At 36.7% G+C, this 5,040-nt stretch carries 4 protein-coding genes; 1 reads left to right on the top strand and 3 read right to left on the bottom strand.

Annotated features, from left to right (window positions below; all coding sequences use genetic code 11):
• From AB4Y90_RS15350 to AB4Y90_RS15360, 3 genes are all read right to left on the bottom strand, one after another.
• On the bottom strand, window positions 1–1,153 hold a 1,153-nt coding region (locus AB4Y90_RS15350; RefSeq protein ID WP_441558422.1), incomplete at its 3' end, for a sugar porter family MFS transporter.
• A gap of 199 nt (window positions 1,154–1,352) precedes the next feature.
• Window positions 1,353–2,681 carry a xylose isomerase gene (xylA, locus tag AB4Y90_RS15355; protein WP_441558424.1) on the bottom strand — a complete coding sequence of 443 codons (1,329 nt, stop codon included), beginning with the start codon at window positions 2,679–2,681 and terminating at the stop codon, window positions 1,353–1,355.
• Between the two features lie 201 nt (window positions 2,682–2,882).
• Window positions 2,883–4,373, bottom strand: coding sequence for a xylulokinase (locus AB4Y90_RS15360; protein WP_441558425.1), 1,491 nt, complete (start codon window positions 4,371–4,373; stop codon window positions 2,883–2,885).
• A gap of 480 nt (window positions 4,374–4,853) precedes the next feature.
• Between AB4Y90_RS15360 and AB4Y90_RS15365 the strand changes: the two genes are divergently transcribed.
• Window positions 4,854–5,040, top strand: a 187-nt coding sequence (locus tag AB4Y90_RS15365) for a DUF5616 domain-containing protein (protein ID WP_441558426.1), incomplete at its 3' end; no start/stop codon positions are given.

The raw sequence follows: 5,040 nt of genomic DNA on the forward strand, positions 1-5,040 counted from the left end.
TCATAAATGAGGCTGTGTAAACAATAATAAATACCAAAGTTGCAATCCCGATGACCTGATAATAAGACAAAATCGCAATCGCAAACATTCCGATTGCCATCCCGATAGAACCTACAATCAATAAAGGTTTTCTTCCCCATTTATCTACTGTGAAAATGGCGATAACCGTAAATATAACATTCACCAATCCCATCACAACAGTCTGCAACATTGAAGAATCTTTGTGAACGCCCATACTTTCGAAAATTCTCGGTGCGTAATATAAAGCCACGTTAATTCCTACAAACTGCTGGAAAACAGAAAGCAATATTCCAATCACAATAACGGTTTTTCCGAAGGCGAAGATTTCACTTTTATGCTCAACAACCGTGCTTTTAATTTCGTTAAAAATTTCTTTTCCACGGGCTTCACCATTTATTTTCTTTAAAATTTTAAGGGCTTCATCGTCTTTGTTGATTAAAGTTAAATATCGTGGAGTTTCAGGAACCAGAAAAAGTAAAATCCCGAATAACGCAGAAGGAATCGTCAGTGATAAAAACATGTATCTCCATCCGATTTCGTTGATCCATTCTACGGTTTGTCCGCTTGCGATTCCCCAGTTCACAAAATAAACAACCAGCATTCCGAAAATAATAGCAAACTGATTTAAAGAAACCAATTTTCCACGGATTTCGGCAGGAGCAATTTCACCAATATACATCGGGCAGACCGCTGAAGCAAGTCCGACTCCGATTCCGCCAATGATCCTGTAAAAATTAAAAGCCAGCAAAACACCCATCGAATGTTCGCCATGTTTGAAAAATAAAAATTCAGGATACGCTGCCCCCAAAGCACTGATGAAAAACAGAAATGCAGAAAGCATCAATGATTTTTTTCTTCCCAACTTTGTGGAAATCATTCCGGAAATCGCTCCACCAATGATACATCCAATCAATGCGCTCGAAATCGTTGCACCGTGTGCGAGTGAGCTCAATCCTAAAGGAATAATAAGATATTCCTGAATGGATTTTTCGGCTCCGGAAATTACTGCAGTGTCGTACCCAAACAAAAGTCCGCCCAAAGTGGCAACCAATGTGAGTACGGTAACGTACAGCATATTGATCTGCGCCTTTGTTCCTGAAGAATATTGAGGACCAGAATCTATTATTTGCATAGTTTGATTTAGTTTTAATTGTTATTATTTTTGGTTGTACGCAAAGGCGCAAATAAGTTTGACAAGCTTTATGTTTTAAGACGCAAAGATTTTATCGAAGATAAAATTTAAGATATTTCCTTGCCGAAAATCTATGATTTTCTTGCGCCTTAAAATATTTTCAAAGTAAAAAAACTTGCGCCTTTGCGATTAACCAATATTATAAATACTGATTGATAATACTTTCCAGATATTCCTGTTTCCCGCTTTCTCTGCCCACTTCACCCAAACCTTCAGCATGAGAAGCCAGATCAGTTAATGATAATTTTCCGTTTTCAAAATCTTTTCCTTTTCCGGAATCAAAAGAAGAATATCTGTTGGTTCTGATCTCAGAATATTTTGATTTTTCTAAAATTTTATCAGCAGCTAAGAAGGCTCTCGCAAAATTGTCCATTCCGCTGATGTGAGCAATGAAAATATCTTCAAGATCCGTCGAATTTCTTCTGATTTTTGCATCGAAGTTCACACCTCCTCCCTGAAAACCTCCAGCTTGGATGATTACCAACATCGCCTGAGTCATTTCATACAAATCAACCGGAAACTGGTCTGTGTCCCAACCGTTTTGGTAATCTCCACGGTTTGCGTCAATGCTTCCTAAAACATTGTTATCAGCCGCAACCTGAAGCTCGTGTTCGAAAGTATGCTGTGCTAAAGTAGCGTGGTTGACTTCAAGATTTAATTTAAAATCATTCAATAAATCGTACTGGCGAAGGAAATTTAAACAAGTTGCAGCATCAAAATCGTACTGATGTTTTGTTGGTTCCATTGGTTTCGGTTCGATGAAGAAAGTTCCTTTGAAACCTTGAGCTCTTGCATAATCTTTTGCTAAATGTAAAAATTTTGCCATGTGTTCCTGCTCACGTTTCATATTGGTGTTTAGTAAAGACATATAACCTTCACGACCGCCCCAGAAAACGTAATTTTCACCACCTAATTTGATCGTTGCATCCAAGGCATTTTTTACCTGACCTCCTGCGTAAGCCAGAACATCAAAAGAAGGATTGGTTGCAGCACCGTTCATAAATCTTGGGTTTGAGAAACAGTTGGAAGTTCCCCAAAGCAATTTTACGCCAGAAACAGCCTGTTTTTCTTTAGCGTAATCTGTGATGAATTCTAATCTTTTTGTAGATTCTTTGAAATTATCAGCTTCATCAATCAAATCATAATCGTGGAAACAGTAATAAGGAACGCCCAATTTGGTGAAAAATTCGAAAGCGGCATCCATTTTTTCTATAGCTCTTTGCTTAGCATCAGAAGCGGTTAACCATTCAAATTGCTGAGTTCCTGCTCCGAACGGATCTCCACCCGTTGCGCAGAATGTATGCCAATAAGCTGAGGCAAATTTGAAATATTCTTTCATCGTTTTTCCACGAACTACCAAATTTTCGTCATAAAATTTGAAAGCCAACGGATTGTCTGATTCTCTTCCCTCAAACTTGATTTTGTCTATTCCTTTGAAATATTCTTTGTTTCCTAATGTAACTGACATATTATATATTTTAATTTTTATTGATTTTTTGAATTTATCATTGAGTTTTTATTGGGGCAGCTATTCCGCCTTCCACTCCCAATCTTTTGCTCATCGTTCCTCCTCGCAAAAGGATTTCCGTTCAAGTCGGCTGCGAGTTTGTCATCGTTTAAAATGAATCGCTAACGATTGAATGTAAAGCTAAAAGCCAATTGCCATTCGCTAATAGCTAGTAATTACCTGCTCCAATTTTGTTTTCCATTTACCATAACTTTCCCTGTACTGATCTATATTTTTAAAATCAGGAATGTAAGTTGTGGTAATATCCTTTTCTGTTAAAATATCATTCAGTGTATCAAAAGCTCCTGCTCCCATTGCTGCAGCTCTTGCAGCTCCAGTCGAACCGGTCGTGTCAAAAATCTTGATTTCCGTATCCAACAAAGATGCAATCGATTGCGCAAACAATGAAGAACGAAATAAATTATCTCCTCCGGCTTTAATAATTCCTTTTTGAAGACCATCATTCATCAGGATTTCAGTTCCGTAAATGAAAGAGTAGGCGATGCCTTCCAATCCGGCTCTAAAAAGATGCACGCTTTTGTGACGGTTAAAATTCACATTGTAAGTGGAAGAACCAATATCTTTATTTTTTAAAACTCTTTCAGCGCCGTTTCCAAAAGGTAAAACGATGATTCCATCTGATCCGATAGGAATTTGCGAAGCCAAATCATTTAATTCCTGGTAAGAATGTCTTTTCTGGTCAACCTGATGTCTCAACCAGCTGTACTGAATTCCTGCTCCGTTTAAGCAAAGCATTTTCCCGATTCTGGGTTGCTCTTTTGTATGATTGATGTGTGCGAAATTGTTTACTCGCACAGATTCTTTAGAACGAATATCATCGGTCACACCATAAACTACTCCCGAAGTTCCGCCTGTTGCAGCAATTTCTCCCGGATTCATTACGTTTAATGACAAAGCATTATTAGGCTGATCTCCGGCTCTGTATAGAATAGGAATTCCTTCTGGTAAACCACTTTTTTCTGCGCCTTGTTTTGAAACTACACATTGTTCCGTAAAATTATCAACCACTTTTGAAACCAATGATTCATCAATTCCCCAATGTTTTAACAATGTTTTTGAAGCCTGATGTTTCTGGAAATCCCAAAGCACGCCTTCTGAAAGTCCGGTAACCGTTGTCGTAGCTTCACCACTTAATTTTAAGGCAATAAAATCTCCAGGAAGCATAAATTTCCAAATTTTTTCATACACTTCTGGTTCGTTTTCTTTGACCCATTTCAGTTTTGAAGCGGTGAAATTTCCCGGTGAATTCAAAAGTTTATTCATGCAAACTTCTTCACCTAAATCATCAAAAGCTTTGTCTCCGGTTTCTACAGCGCGACTGTCACACCAGATAATTGATGGGCGCAAAACTTCTTTATCTTTTCCCACCAAAACTAAACCGTGCATCTGGTAAGAAATGCCGATTCCTTTAATTTCACTTTTATCAATATGGCTTTCTGCAATTATTTTTTGGGTCAAAATTCTGAGATTTTGCCACCATTGTTCCGGATCTTGTTCTGCCCAACCAATCTTTGGAGAATCAATAGGCATCTCATTTTCGGGATATTTTGCATGAGCGATTACTTTGCCTTGTTCATCTACGATAGAAGCCTTTATTGATGAGCTTCCGACATCATATCCTATAAACTTCATTAATGAATTAATAATTGTTATCCTTTAAATGTAATAATTTTATGCAATACTCAATATATTTTTAAGAATTTGTGAATTGATGTAATTGGGTTTTATCTTAAGTATTTATTTTCAGTGTTTTAGGAATTTTTTAAAATTGATGTTATTTAATTTTTTTGTTTAAATAATCATAATTGTGATAAAAGATTTTCCCCAAAAACAAGTTCAAAAAACAAATTTTGAGTAATCGATTGCACAAACATGTAATTTTAAATGGAAATAGAGCGGTTTGCTCCAAAAATTATATTTTTGAGTATGAACAACAGAAATCGAGGAAAAAATACAGGCGACGACCTTTTGTTTTCTTCAAAAAAGCAGATTGATAAACTGAAATCGGCAGTTCAGGATATGAAGTATTTGCTGAGCTGAAATTATGCAGAAAAAGCTTCTTCAGAACTAGTAGGAAATCATTACCGACTGAAAGCCCGACAGATTCAGGCTTTGCGTGGTGCTTCAGCTTCTGAAAATCAGATTAATAACAGAAAAAATAAAGAACTTCAAATTTCGGATGTAAAAGATAAAAGGATTTATCTTGACGGTTTTAATGTTTTGATTTTATTGGAAAGCTTACTTTCTGATGCTTATATTTTTGAAGGAATTGATGGGTGTTACCGTGATCTTTCCGGTG

Source organism: Chryseobacterium sp. 2TAF14 (assembly GCF_052115105.1).
Lineage (GTDB): Bacteria > Bacteroidota > Bacteroidia > Flavobacteriales > Weeksellaceae > Chryseobacterium.

Bases quoted from the DNA above. Each gene is read 5' to 3' on its own strand.
- AB4Y90_RS15360 (WP_441558425.1), bottom strand. From the start codon at position 4,373: ATGAAGTTTATAGGATATGATGTCGGAAGCTCATCAATAAAGGCTTCT.
- xylA (WP_441558424.1), bottom strand. From the start codon at position 2,681: ATGTCAGTTACATTAGGAAACAAAGAATATTTCAAAGGAATAGACAAA.